Genomic DNA, 15,327 nt, shown 5'->3' with positions numbered 1-15,327 from the left:
CGGCGCAGAAGGCCGGGTGGAGGTCGTGCATGGATCAGGACAGGAAACGGGAAATCCTCGCCGCCGAGGCCGCGTTCGCGAAGAAGGACCAGCTGGCGAAGGCCCTGGCCGAAGGCGGAGTCTATGTGCTGGGCAAACTGACCGGACCCGGCTCGGACGTCGAGATCGAACGCAGGCCGCTGTCGGTCAATCCGGAGACGGCCGGGACCGAAGCCACGCCAGACCCCGACGATCGTTGATCAGGCGGCCCGCAGCTTGAGCCCCGCCTTCTTCGCCTCGGGCACGGCAGCATAGACGGTCGCCGGGCGGATGCCGAGGCGGGCGCGGGCGACGTCGAGGGGTTCGGCGAACAGGGCGTCGTAGTCGAGGCCCGGCAGCCAGCGGGCGGCGCGGCCGTTGCGCCAGGCCTGGAAGGCGGCCTTGCGGGCCGGGATGTCGCGGGCCTCGCGCTGGATCTCGCGCGCCGCGCCCCAGCCGATGAAGGCGAAGCCGAGGTTGCGGGTCTGGCCGTAGGAGAAGGAGACGACGCAGGCCTCGCCCAGCGCATCCGTGCCGTAGCCGGTCAGGACGTGCCAGATGTCGTGGACGTCGCGCAGGCGGCGCGAATACCAGACGATCGGATGTTCGGCGTCGACGAAGGGAATGACCTCGCGCTCGGCGTCGGCCAGGCCGTCGGCGGTGAAGCCCCGGGCCTCGCGGAAGGCGCGATAGGCGGCGCCGACGGTGCCGGGCTCGAACCGCGCCAACCAGGCCGGATCGTCGAGCTTGTGCGCCAGTTCCTCGGCGAGGAAGGCCTGACGTCCGCCCTCGACCGAGCGCAGCATCCGGTTATAGCCGCGCGCCACCGAGCGGCCCGACAGGGCGCGCATGATCTCGAACACCTGTGCGGTGTCTTCCTTGTCGCGGATCAGCTTCTGGAAGGCGCGGAACGCCGTCAGGGGCCGCAGCTTCTGCGGGCGGACGCGGTCGAAATCATCGGCGTAGGCGGCGTTGGTCATGCGCGGTCCGGCTGTTGACGCGGGTCAATGTCGCTGACCCTATTCTAGCGGATTGAGGGGCGGGTTAACATGCCCCTTCCCCCGCCCTCCCCGGACGACGACGCCATGCTGAAGAAACGCTCCGTCGTCCTGTCCGGCCACGCGACCTCGGTGGCGCTGGAGCCCGAGTTCTGGGCGGTTCTGGACGCCTTCGCCGAGCAGCGGGGTCAGAGCCATGCCGGCTTTCTGGCTTGGGTCGACGAGACGCGCGGACGCCGCCCCCTGGCCTCGGCCTGCCGGATTCTGGCGCTGGAATTCGCGTCCGGAAAACACCGTTTGACAACGCCATAGGCGAGCGCATTCTTCCGAAAAGAGCCCGGAAGGCTCTCGAGGAAACACCATGCAATTCGACAAGTCCCTGCTGCCTCCGGCCGTGTTCGGCGGGCTGATCGCCGTTGGCCTGATCGGGGCCGGGCTGTTCATCGGTCAGGGGGTGGTCAACGCCCGCGTCGGCGACCGACAGGTGACGGTGCGCGGCGTGTCCGAGCGCAATGTGACCGGCGACCTGGCCGTGCTGTCGCTGCGCTTCACCGCCGCCGGGGACGAGCTGCCCTCAGCCCAGGCCAAGATCGACAACGACCTGAACCTGGTCCGGACCTTCCTGAAGGCGCAAGGGTATGGCGACGATGTGGTGACCCTGGGCCGGCTGGAGGTCACCGACACCAAGAGCCGGGAGTATGTCTCCAGCGAAGCCGTGCCCCACTATATCCTCGCCCAGAGCGTTGTGGTCAGGACGACCGATGTGAACCGGATCGCGGCGACCGGCCGGGCGCTGAATGAACTGGTCCGTCAGGGAGTAGTGCTGGACTTCACCCCGCCGACCTATGTGTTCACGAAACTCAACGACGTCCGGCCCTCGATGATCGCCGAGGCCACGGCCTCGGCCCGCACCGGCGCCGAGCAGTTCGCCAAGGACTCGAAGACGCCGCTGGGCGGCATCCGTCAGGCGACGCAGGGCTCGTTCGAAATCCTGGCCCGCGACGACATCGGCGACGAGACCTCCTCGCTGAACAAGAAGGTCCGCGTCGTGACGACGGTCACCTATCAGCTGAAGTGATCAACCAAAGGCCTTGATTGCAGACATCAGTTCGTCTGGGGAGACGGGGCGTCCGGCAGTTTCGGCGCCTCGACCTTGGGCAGATTGACGTCGACGTTGACTTCCTTCTTGGCGGGATTCATCCCACCGCCGGCGAAGACGAACCAGGCGATCACCGCCACCACGACCAGAAGGCCGCCGACGATGAAGGCAAGGCCGGCGTTGCCGCCGCCGCTGGAGTTGGCTGTGTTCTCGGCCATTGTGTAGTCCCTTCCGTTATCCCTGTGGCGGTGAGAACGGAGCGAAGGCGGGGCGGTTCCCGAACGGTAACCATGGCCCCGTCACGGACGGGACTGACTTTGGCCGCCGTACTCCCTATGTTCCGGCGATACGCCCTGTTTCGAGTCGTCGATTGTCCGATCTGCCCACGCCCAAAATCTCCGACCTCGCCCGTTCGCGCGGCCCTGAAGGCGCGTCCGGCGACTATCTCGCCGGGCTGAACACCGAGCAGCGGCTGGCGGTGGAGACGACTGAGGGGCCGGTGCTGGTGCTGGCGGGCGCCGGGACGGGCAAGACCAGGGTCCTGACCACGCGGCTGGCCCACATCCTGAAGCTGGGCAAGGCCCGGCCGTGGGAGCTGCTGGTCGTCACCTTCACCAACAAGGCCGCGCGCGAGATGCGCGAGCGGATCACCCATCTGATCGGCCCCTCGGCCGAGGGTCTGCGCTGGCTGGGCACCTTCCACTCGGTGGCGGCCCAGATCCTGAGGCGGCACGCCGAACTGGTCGGGCTGAAGTCCAGCTTCACCATCCTGGACACCGACGATCAGGAGCGGCTGCTGAAACAGCTGCTGGAGGCCGCCAATCTCGACACCAAGCGCTGGACGCCCAAGTCGCTGGCCAATCTGATCGACCATTGGAAGAACCGCGGCTGGACGCCCGAGAAGCTGCCGACGACCGAGGACTTCGCCAACGGCAAGGGCCAGAGCTTGTACGCCGCCTATCAGGCGCGGCTGGCGACCCTGAACGCCTGCGACTTCGGAGATCTGTTGCTGCACAACCTGACGATCCTGTCGAAACACGCCGATATCGCTCAGGAATATCGCGACCGGTTCCGCTACATCCTGGTCGACGAATACCAGGACACCAACGTCGCCCAGTACCTGTGGCTGAGGCTGCTGACGTCCTCGACGGGCAATGTCTGCTGCGTCGGCGATGACGATCAGTCGATCTACGGCTGGCGCGGGGCCGAGGTGGACAACATCCTGAGGTTCGAGAAGGACTTCCCCGGCGCGCGGATCGTCAAGCTGGAGCGCAACTACCGCTCGACCAGCCATATCCTGGGCGCGGCCTCGGGCCTGATCGCCTCCAACCGCGACCGGCTGGGCAAGACCCTGTGGACCGAGGATTCCAGCGGCGACAAGGTCCGGGTGCGCGGTGTCTGGGACGGCGAGGCCGAGAGCCGACTGATCGCCGACGAGATCGAGACCGCGCGTCGCTCTGGCATGAAATACAAGGACATGGCCGTCCTTGTTCGCGCGTCGTTTCAGATGCGGGCGTTCGAGGAACGCTTCGTCATGCTGGCCATCCCCTATACGGTCATCGGCGGTCCGCGCTTCTTCGAACGGGCCGAGATCCGCGACGCCCACGCCTATCTGCGCCTGATCCAGTCCGAGGACGACGACCTGGCCTTCGAGCGGATCGTCAATGTGCCCAAGCGCGGCATCGGCGAAACCTCGGTGCAGAAGATCCTGCAGATCGCGCGGCACGAGGGCGTCTCGGCGATCACGGCGGTCCGGGCCCTGATCGGGTCGGACGAATTGCAGGCGCGGACGCGGACCGCCCTGTCCAACTTCGTGCGCGATCTGGACCGCTGGCGCGCGCTGGCGGCCGATACGCGCCACTGGGACCTGACCGAGACGGTGCTTGAGGAGAGCGGCTACACCGACATGCAGAAGGCCGACCGGGTCACCGGCCAGACGCGGCTGGATAACCTGAAGGAGCTGGTTCAGGCGATGCAGCAGTTCGAGACGCTGCAGGCCTATCTGGAGCACGTGTCGCTGGTCATGGACCTGGACAAGGGCGCGGGCGAGGACTCGGTCCAGATCATGACCCTGCACGGCGCCAAGGGGCTGGAGTTCCCGCTGGTCTTCCTGCCGGGCTGGGAGGAAGGCGTCTTCCCCAGCCAGCGCAGCATCGACGAGAAGGGCGAGAAGGGCCTCGAGGAGGAACGGCGCCTCGCCTATGTCGGCGTCACCCGGGCCAAGCAGGACGCGCGGATCTCGTTCGCCGCCAACCGTCAGGTCTATGGCCGCTGGACCTCGCAGCTGCCCAGCCGCTTCGTCGACGAACTGCCCGTCGCCCACGTCGAGGCCGAGAGCGACACCGGCTATTACGGCGCCTCGGGCGGGATGAAGGAGGCCAAGTCGCGCTGGGACGACGCCCCGTCGTTCGGCTCAGGCTATTCCTCGCCCGGCTGGAAGCGGGCCCAGTCCTTCACCGCCAGCCAGACCCCGCGAACCGCCCAGGCGCGCCATGCGGTGATCGAGGGCGACGGCCGTCTGGTCGCCACCGCCGATCCGAAGGCCGGGGCGAAGTGGAAGCGCGGCGAGCGGGTCTTCCACCAGAAGTTCGGCTACGGCAACGTCCAGCAGATCGAGGGCAACAAGCTGCTCGTCGACTTCGAAAAGGCCGGCGAGAAACGGGTCATCGACAGCTTCGTGGAGAAGGCGGGGTGAAGGCTTTCAGGGCGGCGACGATCGGCCTGCTTCTGGGACTGGCCGCCGGCTCGGCCTCGGCCCAAGGCGTTCATCTCCGCTCTGGCCTTCCCCTTTGGAACAATGACCATGGGGCAGATGAAACCTATCCGAAGCACTTCTTCGAAGACGACGGCTTCGGCTGCAGCAGCAACCTCAACTTCGGCGACTATCGGGCGACCCGCCCGGATGGAGAACCCGACGACTTCTGGCGGATCAGCAACTACGGCGTGTTCCACTGCGCCCTGATCCTGCGCCAGACCTCCGATCGCGAATATCTCGCCGAAGCCCGGTTCGAATATATGTGGGTCATCCCTTTGGGCGAGGTCACCCGCGACGGCGAGCGCCGCGAGCTGCTGGCCTTCCAGATCGGCATCGCGGGCGGCAGCGAATACCTGCTGCTCAGCCGGCCAAAGGACAGTCTACAGGGACCGTTCGAACTGCTCGAACCCACCTGCCCCCGGGGCGCCCAGTTTCGGGAGGCCAGCCTGGATGTCTGGCAGACGGCCTACTGCGTTGTGGAGACCCAGGGCGCGCTGAAGCGGATCGCCTTCGCGGCCGCACGGCGGCCGATTGCTGGGACGCTCGAGTGGGTCGGAGACGAGGCCTCCGCCCCTACCCCGCCCGCAGACTGACCGTCTCCCAGCCCGCCACCGCGATCAGCACCGCCGTCGTCAGGGCGGCAAGGATCAGGGGTGTCACGAACGGCACGGCGAACCAGAGGGCGGCCAGGGCCACGCAGCCGACCACGCGCGGGATCGACCAGCGCTCGAAGATGGCCAGCTTGGCCAGCAGGCCGCCGATCATGAAGAGCAAGGGCCCGCCGATCAGGACGGCTGCGACGGCGGGTTCGACGTGGCCGGTGGGGTGGACCAGCGACAGCTCGTCGCCGACGGCGGTGACGATGATCCCCGCCACGATCAGGATCGGGCAGTAGGTGTAGCCGCGACGCGCGAGCGTGCCGGGGTCCTCGGCCTTCGAGATGACGTCGGACGCCGCATCGTGGGCGGCGCTAAAATAGATCCACCACATGGCCAGGGTCCCGACGAAGGCCACGGCGGCGGCGGCGATGACCTCGGGCGTCCAGGCCGCCTCGGCGAAGGTCGCGCCGGTGATCAGCAGGGACTCGCCCAGGCAGATGATGACGAACAGGCCGACCCGCTCGGCCATATGGCCGCCCTCGACCGTCCACTCGGCGGTGTTGGCCTTCCCCAGACCCGGCACGCGGTAGAACATGGCCGGAGAGATGTATTCGATGAACAGGGCCGCCAGCCACAGGCCGGTGCGCAGCTCTCCCTCCATCAGGCCGCCGGCGATCCAGAAGACGCCGGAGAACATCTGCCAGATGATGATGCGCTGGAAGTTGCGCTTCAGCATGGCGTCGTTGCGGGCCGCGAACAGCATGAAGCCACTGCGGACCATGGAGGTGGCGACGAAGGCGACGGCGAACCACAGCCCCTTCTCGCCGAAGGCCTCGGGCAGCGATGTGGACATGACGAGGCCCAGCGCCATCAGGACGAACAGGGCGACGCGGACGGGGACGCGCTCCGGATCGGCCCAGTTGGTGACCCAGCTGGTGTAGATCCACGACCACCAGACCGCCGCCGCCATCATGGCCGCGTGCAGCGCCCCTTCCCAGGTCAGATGGTGCAGCAGGCTGTGCGAGATCTGGGTCACGGCGAAGACGAAGACCAGGTCGAAGAACAGTTCGACGAAGCCGACGCGGGCGTGATGCCCATCGCGTGTTCTCAGCAGGCTGTCGGTCATCACTTCCCCCAAATCCCAACGGTTCGTTAAGCACGAACGGCGACCCTGCCGCCGTGACCTTCTACCTTCCAGAGCCTGATTCAAGCGAGGCCTCTCCCCCGTGGTGGGAGCAGGCGGCGGTGATCTTCGTCATCGTCATGCTGACGGGCGCCCTGATCGGTCCGGTCTTCGCCCCGATGCAGGAAGAGACGCCGATCCTGCGGCTGATCTGGCTGCCGGTCTACGCGGTGATCACCGCCCTGCTCTGCTGGCGCGCCGACAAGGTGATCAACGCCTGGCCGACGCTGATCATCCTCGGCCTGCTGATCCTGCACGCCTATGCCTCGAAATACTGGTCGATCGATCCGGGCGTGACCTCGCGCCGGACCATCGCCATGGCCTTCTCCAGCGTCTTCGCCATCTATCTGGGCGCGGTGTTCAAGGGACCGCAGCTGCCGCGCGTCCTGATGCTGTCGGGCCTGTTGATGGGCATCGGCAGCCTGATCATGGTCTTCGCCTTCCCGCGCATCGGGGTGCACCAGTACGACAACGCCGGCCTGTGGCGCGGCCTCTGGTATGAGAAGAACCAGATGGGCGTCGTGATGGTCGCGGGCGCGGTCGCCGCCGCCGCCTGTCTGGCGCTGGAGGAACAGCGGACGAAGATGGCCTGGGCCAGTTTCGGGATCACCGTCCTTCTGGTGCTGGCGACCCAGTCCAAGACCTCGCTCCTCTGCCTCGTCATCGGCGTCGGCCTGATCGGGACCCTGTGGGCGATGAAGAAGGGCGGACCGGCCCTGACGGTGATCGGCGTCTGGTTCGGCGTCGTCCTGTTCGGCCTGATCGCCTATGTCTTCATCACCGAGCCGGCCGTGGTGCTCAAGGCGCTGGGCAAGGACCCGTCCCTGACCGGCCGGACGGACATCTGGACCGCCCTGATGCGCGAGGTGGCCGAGCGGCCGTGGACCGGCTTCGGCTATCAGGCCTTCTGGGGCCGGGACTCCATTCCCGCCGCCTGGATCCGGGAGGAGACCCAGTGGCCCGTGCCGTCGGCCCACAACGGCTGGATCGACCTGCTGATCCAGCTGGGCTGGCCGGGCGCGATCGCCGTGGGGGCGACGGTGCTGGTCGCCCTGCTGACGACCCTGTTCCAGATCCCCGGACGCGGCGACCGCGAGGGCTATTGGGGCATCGCCTATTTCGCCGTCTTCCTGATGCTGAGCCTGTCGGAAAGCGTGCTGCTGACCAACGCCAACCTGCCCTGGACCCTGTTGCTGGCGATCCTGACGCGGGGCCTGATAACGGGTCAGGCCTCGGTTATCCCCCGACGCAGCGCCACGCTTGCTCCAAACGCCGCCGGGGCCTACCTGACGCGGTCCCGAATCGCCTCACAGTACGCCCATGGCTCCCGCCGATCTCTTCTCCTTCGATGACGACCAACCGCAGCCGCCGAAACCGGCCGCTGCCCCCGCGCCCACGCCTGAATCCGGGCCCGCTCCGGTAGAGGCGAGCGAACCCGCGCCGACGCCCGAAGCGAAGACCGCGCCCGCCGAGCCTGCGAAGCCGTCCCTGCCGCCTGCGCCGCCGCCCATGCCCGGCAACTACTCGGCCTCCTCCATCGAGGTGCTGGAGGGGCTGGAGCCGGTGCGCAAACGCCCGGGCATGTATATCGGCGGCACCGACGAGCGGGCCCTGCACCACCTGTTCGCCGAAGTGCTCGACAACGCGATGGACGAGGCCGTGGCCCGCCACGCCAAGCTGATCACCGTCGATCTGGACGCCGACGGCGTGCTGTCGGTCAAGGACGACGGGCGCGGCATTCCGGTCGATCCCCACCCCAAGCATCCGGGCAAGTCGGCGCTGGAAGTCGTCATGACCGTGCTGCACTCGGGCGGCAAGTTCTCGGGCAAGGCCTATGAGACCTCGGGCGGTCTGCACGGCGTCGGCGTCTCGGTCGTCAACGCCCTGTCGGACCTGCTCGACGTCACCGTCTGGCGCGACGGCTTCGAGTGGAAACAGTCCTTCTCGCGCGGCATTCCGCTTGGGCCCATCGCCCAGATCCAGCCCTCGAAGAAGAAGGGCACCCTGATCCGCTTCCATCCGGATGCGGAGATCTTCGGCGTCGGCGCGGCGTTCAAGCCCGCGCGCCTGTTCCGCATGGCGCGGTCCAAGGCCTATCTGTTCCGCGGCGTCGAGATCAAATGGACCTGCGCGCCCGAGCGGATCACCGACGCGACCCCGACCAGCGCCCTGCTGCACTTCCCCGGCGGTCTGGCCGACGCCCTGGCCGAGCGGATCGGCGAGCTGGAGACGGTCACCCCGACCTTCTCGGGCCGGGTCGAGCGCAAGGGCGAGGCCGGCGCGGTGGAATGGGCCGTGACCTGGTCGCCGATCGGCTTCGGCGAGGCCGACGGCTTCGTCCAGTCCTATTGTAATACCGTCTCGACACCCGACGGCGGCACCCACGAGGCCGGCTTCCGCGCCGCCCTGGTCAAGGGCCTGAAGGCCTATGGCGAGCTGACCAACGAGAAGCGCGCGGTCCAGATCACGGCCGAGGACGTTATCGCCAACGCCGGCGCCCTGATCTCGGTCTTCATCCGCAATCCGGAATTCCAGGGCCAGACCAAGGACCGCCTGTCCTCGCCCGAGGGCCAGCGGCTGGTCGAACAGCTGCTGCGCGACCCGATCGACCACTGGCTGACCGAGAGCCCCAAACAGGCCAACACCCTGCTGGGCTTCGTCATCGACCGCGCCGAGGACCGTCTGCGCCGCCGCAAGGACAAGGACGTCCAGCGCGCCGCCGCGACCCGCAAGCTGCGCCTGCCCGGCAAGCTGTCGGACTGTTCGCGGCAGTCGGCCAACGGCACCGAACTGTTCATCGTCGAGGGCGACTCGGCCGGCGGCTCGGCCAAACAGGCGCGCGACCGGACGACCCAGGCCATCCTGCCCCTGCGCGGCAAGATCCTGAACGTCGCCTCGGCGACCGCCGACAAGCTGCGCCAGAACATCGAACTGTCGGACCTGACGCTGGCGCTCGGCGTCACGCCCGGACCGCGCTTCGACATCGATCAGCTGCGCTACGAGCGGGTCGTGATCATGACGGACGCCGACGTCGACGGCGCCCACATCGCGGCCCTGCTGATCACCTTCTTCTACCGCTCCATGCCCGAGGTGATCCGTCAGGGTCGGCTCTATATGGCCCTGCCGCCGCTCTACCGGATCAGCGCGGGCCCGCTGTCGGACTATGCCCGCGACGACGCGCACCGCGACGAGCTGATGGCGACCACCTTCAAGAACAAGAAGGTCGAGATCGGCCGGTTCAAGGGTCTGGGCGAGATGATGGCCTCCCAGCTGAAGGAGACCACCATGGATCCGAAGAAGCGCACCCTGGCCCGCGTCACCGTCCCCGAGAGCGAGGACGAGATCGAGGATCTGGTCGAGCGGCTGATGGGCAAGAAGGCCGACGCCCGCTTCCGCTTCATCCAGGACAACGCCCAGTTCGCGGTGGCTGATCTGGACGTCTAGGCCGGAACCGTCTCGCGCGGCATGAGCCCCGCCAGCTTCCGCGCCAGTTCGCGGCGCAGGAAGAAGAGCGCGATCAGCATGTGGACGAAAACCGAAGCGGCCGACAGCATCCAGACGTGCTCAAGCCGCGCCCAGGGCTGGGTCGAAAGCCAGATGGCCGGGCCGGCGAAGGTGATCAGGCGCGAGACGCTGCCGAACAGGGCCGGACGGGTGTCGCCAAGCGCCTGGAAGGTCCCGGAAGCCGTGAAGATCAGGCCGGTGGCGATGAAGTTCAGGGAGATGATCTTGAGGAAGGTCGAGCCGATCTCGATCACCTTCGGATCGTGGGCGAAGGCGCCGATCATCAGGTCGGGCCGGATGTGGCAGAGCGCGGTCAGGGCCAGCATCAGGCCGGTGGAAAGGACGGCGGCGTCGCGAACTGTGCGGCGCACCCGGTCGGCGCGGCCGGCGCCGAAATTCTGACCCGCGACCGGGGCCACGGCGAAGGACACCGCCATGGCCGGCAGGAAGACCGCCTGCATCACGCGCGAACCAACGCCATAGCCGGCCTGGGCCTCGGGGCCGAAGTGGCGGATGACGCCGTAGACGACGCCCGCGGTGATGAACATCAGCAGGAACTCCGCCGCCGACGGCAGGCCGACGCCGACGATCTTCCGCCAGATCGCGAAGTCGGGACGCGGCAGCTTCAGCGGATTGGCGATGATCGTCTGGCACCGGCCGAAGATCCACACCGTCCAGACGAAGCCGACGATGGAGGCGATGGAGCTGGCCAGACCCGCGCCGAAGACGCCCAGCGGATGGCCCGTGCCCCAGCCGGCGATCAGGACGGGGGCGAGGACGACGTTGATCAGGACCGAGACCGTCTGGATCATCATGGTGGGCCTGACCACCCCCGCGGCCCTGAGGGCCGAGCCCATGGCGTTGGTCGGGAACATCAGCGCGAGGCCCGGCAGGAAGCCGTAGAGATAGGCCACGCCCATTGAGGCCGTCGCCTCATCCGCCGCGAGCAGATGAAGGCCGGCGTGGGCCAGGGCGTAGCCGGCGACCAGGGTGATGACGGTCAGGCCGAGACCGATGACCATGGCCTGACGATAGACCCCGTCCGCCTGATCGAAGGTCTTCGCCCCGATGGCCCGGGCGATCAGGCTGAGGGCGCCGACGCCGACCATCTGCGACGCCGCCATGCACAGGAAGAAGGCGTTGCCCGCCAGCCCCACGCCCGCGATGGCCGAGGCCCCGATGCCGGCGACGAAATAGAGGTCGACGAGGAAATACAGCGTCTGGAACAGCAGCCCCATGCCGATGAAGGCGGCCATGCCCACAAGCCGGCCGGTGATCGAACCCTGTGTCAGGTCGTGCTGCATGATCGTCTCCCCCTCAGGCTCTCATAGCACGGTTTGGCGGAGATGGATTTACCCGGGTATAATGGAGCCGTCAAACGCCCTGGATGTCAGTCAGTCATCTCGGCGAGATGGACGTCGCTCTCCTCCACCCCGGTTTCGATGCCGAGCGCGACATAGAGGGCGCGGGCTTCGGTCCAGGCCTTGGCGGCGGCGGGCGGGCGGCGCAGGCCTTCGAGGGCGAGGGCCATCAGGCGCAGGGCGTTGGCGGCGTCCAGCGAGGCCTCTTGCCCGTGACGGCGGTACAGGGCCAGCGCCTGTTCGGCATGGGCCAGGGCCGCGTCCGGGCGATCGGCCTCGCGGTCGATGTCCGACAGGTGGCGCAGGGCGAAGGCGCGCAACAGGGGCTGGCCGGTCTCGCGCGCCAGGGCGGCCGCCTTGGCATAGCCGTTGCGGGCGGCGACGGGATCGCCGTCGGCGCGGGCCTGACTGGCGATCTCGAGCTGGGTCTGGATCGCCTCGGTCATTTCTGAAGGCCTCTAGTAGGTCTGGCTTTCGGCCGGACGCTCTTCCAGATGGCCGTCCTTCAGGGCGAAGACGCGGTCCATATGGCCGGCCAGCTCCATGTTGTGGGTGGCGATCAGGGCGGCGACGCCGGTGTCCTTGACCAGTCTGTGCAGAGCCTCGAACACCGCCTGGCTGGTGGCGGGGTCGAGGTTGCCGGTCGGCTCGTCGGCCAGCAGCAGGCGCGGCTTGTTGGCCAGCGCGCGGGCGAGCGCGACACGCTGCTGCTCCCCGCCCGACATCTGGGCCGGCTGGTGCAGGAGGCGTTCGGCGAGGCCCAGCGAGCCGAGGGCCGCCTCCGCCGCCTTGCGGGCTGCGGCTTCCGGATGGCCCGCGATGCGCAGCGGCAGGGCCACGTTGTCGCGCGCGTCGAACTCGGGCAGCAGGTGGTGGAACTGATAGACGAAGCCGATGCGGCTGAGACGGATGCGGGTGCGGGCCCGCTCGTCCAGCTGGCCGACATCCTCGCCGTCGATGATCACCTGCCCCTCGGTCGGGCGCTCCAGCAGGCCGGCGGCGTGCAGAAGCGACGACTTGCCGGAGCCTGACGGGCCGATCAGGCCGACGATCTCGCCCGGCTGGACATCCAGATCCACGCCCTTGAGCACCGTCAGCTCGCCCTGACCGGTCTTGTAGGTGCGGACGATGCCGCGCAGGCTGAGAACCGGGCTACTCATAACGCAGGGCCTCGATGGGATCGATCCGGGCGGCAATCCAGGACGGCACCAGGCTGGCGATGCAGGACAGGAACAGGGACCAGCCGGAGATCCAGATCACGTCGGCCGGGTCGACCTTGGCCGGGATGGCGTCCAGCATATAGACGTCGGCGTTGAACAGTTGGACCCCGGTGACGCCTTCGATGAAGTGCTGGATCGCGCCGATGTTCAGGCAGAAGACGAGGCCCAGCACCAGGCCGACGACCAGACCGGTCACCCCGATCATCATCCCCGCCAGGAAGAAGATGCGCAGGATCGACGACTGGGTCGAACCGACGGTCCTCAGGATGGCGATGTCCTTGGTCTTGTTCTTCACCAGCATGACGATGCCGACGATGATGTTGAGCGCGGCCATGATGCCGAGCTGGGCCAGGATGATGCTCATGGCCACCCGCTCGACCTTCAGCGCGCCCCAGAAAGCGGCCAGACGCACGGTCCAGTCGGTGACGGCCGAGCCCCGACCTGCGGCTTCGCGCACCGGCTCGATATAGGTCTGGACCTGATCGGGGTTGGCGACCTTCAGCTCGATGACGTCCCAGACGCCTTCCTTGCCGAAGAAGAGCTGGGCCTGTTCCAGCGGCATGAAGATGAAGGCGCGGTCGTAGTCGGCCGTGCCCGAGGAATAGGCGCCGCCGACGTAATAGGTCTTGGACAGGCCGCCGAGGTTGCCGAAGGCGCTGTCGGCGCCCGAGGGCGAGAAGATGGTGATGGGATCGCCGACGCGCAGGCCCAGCTGGTCCAGCAGCGACTGGCCGACCAGCACCCGGTCGCCGCCGTAGGCGCCCTTGCCGAAGGCCGCGCGGGCCTCGGGCGAGAGGCTCCGGTAGACATAGTTCATCGACGACAGGTCGGACGGCTTGAGCCCGCGGATGATCGCGCCCGTCGTCTGGCCGCCGCCCTGAACGAGCGCTTGCGTCTCGACCAGCGGATCGGCGCTGACCACCCCGGGCACGGCCTTGATGCGGGCGAGGGCCTGTTCCCGGTCGGGCGCGTTGAGCACCTGACCCTGGACGTACATATGGCCGTTGAAGCTGAGCATCCGGTTGAGCAGCTCCGACCGGAAGCCCGACATGATGCTGAGCGTCACGATCAGGGCGAAGACCGAGGCCATGGTCGACAGGAAGCTGATGATGGCGATGAAGGCCACCCAGCCTTCCTTGCGCTTGGGCCGCAGGTAGCGGAACGCGAGGGCGAACTCCCAGGCCGAAAACGGCCCGGCGGGCTTCACCGGCTTCAGGTCAGCCGAAACGTCGCTCAACCGATGATCTCCAGCGCCTGGGCCAGGGACACGGTCTGCTTCTCGCCGGTGGCGCGGCGCTTCAGCTCGACGACGCCGTCGGCCAGACCCTTGGGCCCGATGGTCAGCTGCCAGGGCACGCCGATCAGGTCGGCCGTGGCGAACTTGCCGCCCGGACGCTCGTCGGTGTCGTCATAGAGGACGTCCTTGCCCGAGGCCTCGAGCTTGGCGACGGCCTCCTCGCAGGCGGCGTTCACGCCTTCGTCGGAGACGCGCAGATTGATCACGACCACGTCGAAGGGCGCGACGGCGTCGGGCCAGATGATGCCGCCCTCGTCGTGGCTGGCCTCGATGATCGCGCCCAGCAAACGCGACACGCCGACGCCGTAGGAGCCCATATGGACCTCGGTGTCCTTGCCGTCCGGTCCGGCGACCCTGGCCTTCATCGGGGCCGAGTATTTGGTGCCGAAGTAGAAGATGTGGCCGACCTCGATGCCGCGGGCGGTCAGGCGGTTCTCTTCGGGCGTGCCGGCCTCGAAGGCGGCGGCGTCGTGCATTTCCTCGGTGGCGGCATAGAGGGCCGTGCGCTCGTCGAAGACATACTGCAGGTCGTTCCAGTCGACGTCGTTGCCCGGAGGCGCCATCTCGACCAGACGCTTGTCGCAGAAGACCTGGCTTTCGCCCGTGTCGGCCAGGACGATGAACTCGTGGCTCAGGTCACCGCCGATCGGGCCGGTGTCGGCGCGCATCGGCACAGCCTTCAGACCCATGCGGGCGAAGGTGTTCAGATAGGCCGCGAACATGCGGTTATAGGCCTTGCGGGCCGAGGCCTCGTCGATGTCGAACGAATAGGCGTCCTTCATCAGGAACTCGCGGCCGCGCATGACGCCGAAACGCGGGCGGCGCTCGTCGCGGAACTTCCACTGGATGTGGAACAGGTTCAGCGGCAGCTGTTTGTAGGATTTCACGAAGCCGCGGAAGATGTCGGTGACCATCTCCTCATTGGTCGGTCCGTAGAGCAGCTCGCGCTCGTGGCGGTCGGTGATGCGCAGCATCTCGGGGCCATAGGCGTCGTAGCGGCCGGACTCGCGCCACAGGTCGGCCAACTGGAGCGTCGGCATCAGCAGCTCGACGGCGCCCGCCCGCTCCTGCTCCTCGCGCACGATCTGCTCGATCCGGTTCAGGACGCGCAGGCCCAGCGGCAGCCAGGCGTAGATGCCGGCGGCCTCCTGTTTGATCATGCCCGCCCGCAGCATCAGCTGGTGCGAGACGATCTGGGCGTCGGAGGGCGCTTCTTTGAGCGTGGGCAGGAAATAGCGCGACAGGCGCATGGCAGAATCCGCGTGGTCAGTCAGACCTGAGCTTTAGCCGGGA

15 protein-coding genes are annotated in these 15,327 nt (G+C 67.6%); 7 read left to right on the top strand and 8 right to left on the bottom strand.

Annotated elements, in window-relative coordinates:
- Nucleotides 1-29: 29 nt before the first annotated feature.
- A complete protein-coding gene (locus tag ACW172_RS17310) occupies nt 30-239 on the top strand; it encodes a hypothetical protein (RefSeq protein ID WP_492032668.1) in 210 nt (69 codons plus the stop codon).
- On the opposite strand, the gene ACW172_RS17305 is transcribed toward ACW172_RS17310, so the two are convergent.
- The gene (locus ACW172_RS17305) at nt 240-998 is read right to left on the bottom strand and encodes a Coq4 family protein (RefSeq protein ID WP_492032667.1); all 759 of its coding nucleotides are present in this window, start codon (nt 996-998) and stop codon (nt 240-242) included.
- A 69-nt stretch (nt 999-1,067) separates the two neighbouring features.
- Between ACW172_RS17305 and ACW172_RS17300 the strand changes: the two genes are divergently transcribed.
- Both ACW172_RS17300 and ACW172_RS17295 read left to right on the top strand, forming a co-directional pair.
- A complete protein-coding gene (locus ACW172_RS17300; protein ID WP_492032666.1) occupies nt 1,068-1,328 on the top strand; it encodes a ribbon-helix-helix domain-containing protein in 261 nt (86 codons plus the stop codon).
- Nucleotides 1,329-1,377: 49 nt separating this feature from the next.
- Nucleotides 1,378-2,094: an SIMPL domain-containing protein gene (locus tag ACW172_RS17295; RefSeq protein ID WP_492032665.1), complete on the top strand. Its 717-nt coding sequence runs from the start codon at nt 1,378-1,380 to the stop codon at nt 2,092-2,094.
- Between the two features lie 26 nt (nt 2,095-2,120).
- Here the strand turns inward: ACW172_RS17295 and ACW172_RS17290 are convergent, their stop codons facing one another.
- Entirely contained in the window at nt 2,121-2,333 is a 213-nt protein-coding gene (locus ACW172_RS17290) for a hypothetical protein (protein WP_492032664.1), read from the bottom strand.
- Nucleotides 2,334-2,485: 152 nt separating this feature from the next.
- Here ACW172_RS17290 and ACW172_RS17285 point away from each other — a divergent pair, with 152 nt between their 5' ends.
- Both ACW172_RS17285 and ACW172_RS17280 read left to right on the top strand, forming a co-directional pair.
- The gene (locus ACW172_RS17285) at nt 2,486-4,810 is read left to right on the top strand and encodes an ATP-dependent helicase (protein ID WP_492032663.1); all 2,325 of its coding nucleotides are present in this window, start codon (nt 2,486-2,488) and stop codon (nt 4,808-4,810) included.
- A complete protein-coding gene (locus ACW172_RS17280) occupies nt 4,807-5,463 on the top strand; it encodes a hypothetical protein (protein WP_492032662.1) in 657 nt (218 codons plus the stop codon). Before ACW172_RS17285 ends, ACW172_RS17280 begins: the two co-directional genes overlap by 4 nt.
- Here ACW172_RS17280 and ACW172_RS17275 read toward each other — a convergent pair.
- Nucleotides 5,444-6,595 carry a low temperature requirement protein A gene (locus ACW172_RS17275; protein ID WP_492032661.1) on the bottom strand — a complete coding sequence of 384 codons (1,152 nt, stop codon included), beginning with the start codon at nt 6,593-6,595 and terminating at the stop codon, nt 5,444-5,446. The two genes, ACW172_RS17280 and ACW172_RS17275, sit on opposite strands and share 20 nt — an antisense overlap.
- 119 nt (nt 6,596-6,714) lie before the next feature.
- On the opposite strand from ACW172_RS17275, the gene ACW172_RS17270 reads away from it, so the two are divergent.
- Nucleotides 6,715-8,004 (top strand): O-antigen ligase family protein, encoded by a 1,290-nt coding sequence (locus ACW172_RS17270; RefSeq protein WP_492032660.1) that lies wholly within the window; start codon nt 6,715-6,717, stop codon nt 8,002-8,004.
- A 157-nt stretch (nt 8,005-8,161) separates the two neighbouring features.
- Nucleotides 8,162-10,096, top strand: coding sequence for a DNA topoisomerase IV subunit B (parE, locus tag ACW172_RS17265; protein ID WP_492035008.1), 1,935 nt, complete (start codon nt 8,162-8,164; stop codon nt 10,094-10,096).
- Here parE and ACW172_RS17260 read toward each other — a convergent pair.
- The 5 genes from ACW172_RS17260 to proS form a co-directional block, all read right to left on the bottom strand.
- Nucleotides 10,093-11,460: an MATE family efflux transporter gene (locus ACW172_RS17260; protein ID WP_492032659.1), complete on the bottom strand. Its 1,368-nt coding sequence runs from the start codon at nt 11,458-11,460 to the stop codon at nt 10,093-10,095. The two genes, parE and ACW172_RS17260, sit on opposite strands and share 4 nt — an antisense overlap.
- 86 nt (nt 11,461-11,546) lie before the next feature.
- A complete protein-coding gene (locus ACW172_RS17255) occupies nt 11,547-11,963 on the bottom strand; it encodes a tetratricopeptide repeat protein (RefSeq protein ID WP_492032658.1) in 417 nt (138 codons plus the stop codon).
- Between the two features lie 12 nt (nt 11,964-11,975).
- Complete coding sequence (locus tag ACW172_RS17250) at nt 11,976-12,677, bottom strand: ABC transporter ATP-binding protein (RefSeq protein ID WP_492032657.1); 702 nt, start codon at nt 12,675-12,677, stop codon at nt 11,976-11,978.
- Nucleotides 12,670-13,974 carry a lipoprotein-releasing ABC transporter permease subunit gene (locus tag ACW172_RS17245; RefSeq protein ID WP_492032656.1) on the bottom strand — a complete coding sequence of 435 codons (1,305 nt, stop codon included), beginning with the start codon at nt 13,972-13,974 and terminating at the stop codon, nt 12,670-12,672. The genes ACW172_RS17250 and ACW172_RS17245 overlap by 8 nt, the downstream gene beginning before the upstream one ends.
- Entirely contained in the window at nt 13,971-15,284 is a 1,314-nt protein-coding gene (gene proS, locus ACW172_RS17240; RefSeq protein WP_492032655.1) for a proline--tRNA ligase, read from the bottom strand. The genes ACW172_RS17245 and proS overlap by 4 nt, the downstream gene beginning before the upstream one ends.
- Between the last annotated feature and the right edge of the window lie 43 nt (nt 15,285-15,327).

Source organism: Brevundimonas sp. ALps5 (genome assembly GCF_058681645.1).
This window is presented reverse-complemented; position numbering and strand designations above follow the sequence as displayed.

What these genes read in the sequence shown, in the direction of transcription:
- ACW172_RS17310 (WP_492032668.1), top strand. Translation starts at nt 30, where the DNA reads ATGGATCAGGACAGGAAACGGGAAATCCTCGCCGCCGAGGCCGCGTTC.
- ACW172_RS17305 (WP_492032667.1), bottom strand. Translation starts at nt 998, where the DNA reads ATGACCAACGCCGCCTACGCCGATGATTTCGACCGCGTCCGCCCGCAG.
- ACW172_RS17300 (WP_492032666.1), top strand. Translation starts at nt 1,068, where the DNA reads ATGCCCCTTCCCCCGCCCTCCCCGGACGACGACGCCATGCTGAAGAAA.
- ACW172_RS17295 (WP_492032665.1), top strand. Translation starts at nt 1,378, where the DNA reads ATGCAATTCGACAAGTCCCTGCTGCCTCCGGCCGTGTTCGGCGGGCTG.
- ACW172_RS17290 (WP_492032664.1), bottom strand. Translation starts at nt 2,333, where the DNA reads ATGGCCGAGAACACAGCCAACTCCAGCGGCGGCGGCAACGCCGGCCTT.
- ACW172_RS17275 (WP_492032661.1), bottom strand. Translation starts at nt 6,595, where the DNA reads ATGACCGACAGCCTGCTGAGAACACGCGATGGGCATCACGCCCGCGTC.
- parE (WP_492035008.1), top strand. Translation starts at nt 8,162, where the DNA reads ATGCCCGGCAACTACTCGGCCTCCTCCATCGAGGTGCTGGAGGGGCTG.
- ACW172_RS17260 (WP_492032659.1), bottom strand. Translation starts at nt 11,460, where the DNA reads ATGCAGCACGACCTGACACAGGGTTCGATCACCGGCCGGCTTGTGGGC.
- ACW172_RS17255 (WP_492032658.1), bottom strand. Translation starts at nt 11,963, where the DNA reads ATGACCGAGGCGATCCAGACCCAGCTCGAGATCGCCAGTCAGGCCCGC.
- ACW172_RS17250 (WP_492032657.1), bottom strand. Translation starts at nt 12,677, where the DNA reads ATGAGTAGCCCGGTTCTCAGCCTGCGCGGCATCGTCCGCACCTACAAG.
- proS (WP_492032655.1), bottom strand. Translation starts at nt 15,284, where the DNA reads ATGCGCCTGTCGCGCTATTTCCTGCCCACGCTCAAAGAAGCGCCCTCC.